Below are 1,014 nucleotides of genomic sequence, written 5' to 3'. Positions count from 1 at the left end.
AGCGGGTCGGGTTCTCCGATCCGGAACGCACCTACAGGTCTTATCCCTTCGAACTGTCCGGCGGGATGCGCCAGCGGGCGATGATCGCTATGGCCATGGTGGCCAAGCCGGACCTGCTGATCGCGGATGAGCCGACCACGGCGCTGGACGTGACCACACAGGCCCAGGTTCTGGGGCTGATGAAAGAGCTGCAGCGCGAAACCGGTATGGCGATGATCCTGGTCACGCATGATCTGGGCGTGGTCGCCAATATGGCAGAGCAAGTGGTGGTGATGCACAAGGGCCGGGTGATGGAATCCGGCCGTGCAGAACCGATGCTGCGCACCCCTGCCCACCCCTACACTAAGGCCCTGTTCAACGCTGCACCGGAAATCCCGGATGAAGCAGTCGTCGCCATCCCGCCGTCACGCGATGACCTGATCATGGAAATGAAGTCGGTTTCCAAGACCTACACATTAAGAGCCAGCAAGGGCTGGCAAGCTCCGACCCTGATCCACGCCTGCCGCGAGGTTGATTTGCGGTTGGCCCGCGGAAAAACCCTGGCAGTTGTCGGCGAAAGCGGCTCGGGCAAGACCACGGCGGCACGAATTGCCTTGGGGGCAGAGCTTCCGGATCCCGGCGGCGAGGTGCTGTTCCGCCCTGATCCTGACCAGCCGGCGGTCACCGTGCACAGCATGGACCGCGCCGCGCGCACCGCCTTTCAGCGGCAGGCCCAGATGGTGTTCCAGGACCCATATTCCTCGCTGTCGCCCCGGATGCGCATTCAGGACACTTTGGTGGAGCCGCTGGAAATCCACCGGATCGGTTCACGTGCCGAACGCCGGGACAAGGCGGCGGACATGCTGCGGCTGGTCGGCCTGTCCCCGGACATGCTGAAACGCTACCCGCACGCGTTTTCCGGCGGTCAGCGCCAGCGGCTGTCGATCGCGCGCGCCCTCGATGCCAAAGTCCCGGCCCTTGGCCGCCAAGTCGACCACCAGCGGCACCTCTGGCAGGCGTTTGGCCGCTGGGGGC

At 64.9% G+C, this 1,014-nt stretch carries 1 protein-coding gene; it reads left to right on the top strand.

Annotation, left to right across the window (positions count from 1 at the left end; all coding sequences use genetic code 11):
- On the top strand, positions 1 to 1,014 hold a 1,014-nt coding region (locus tag A2I95_RS42280), incomplete at both ends, for an ATP-binding cassette domain-containing protein (RefSeq protein ID WP_291738202.1).

Source organism: Leisingera sp. F5 (assembly GCF_001593695.1).
Note: the sequence above shows the minus strand (reverse complement) of the source record. Positions and strands in the feature narration are given on the sequence as shown.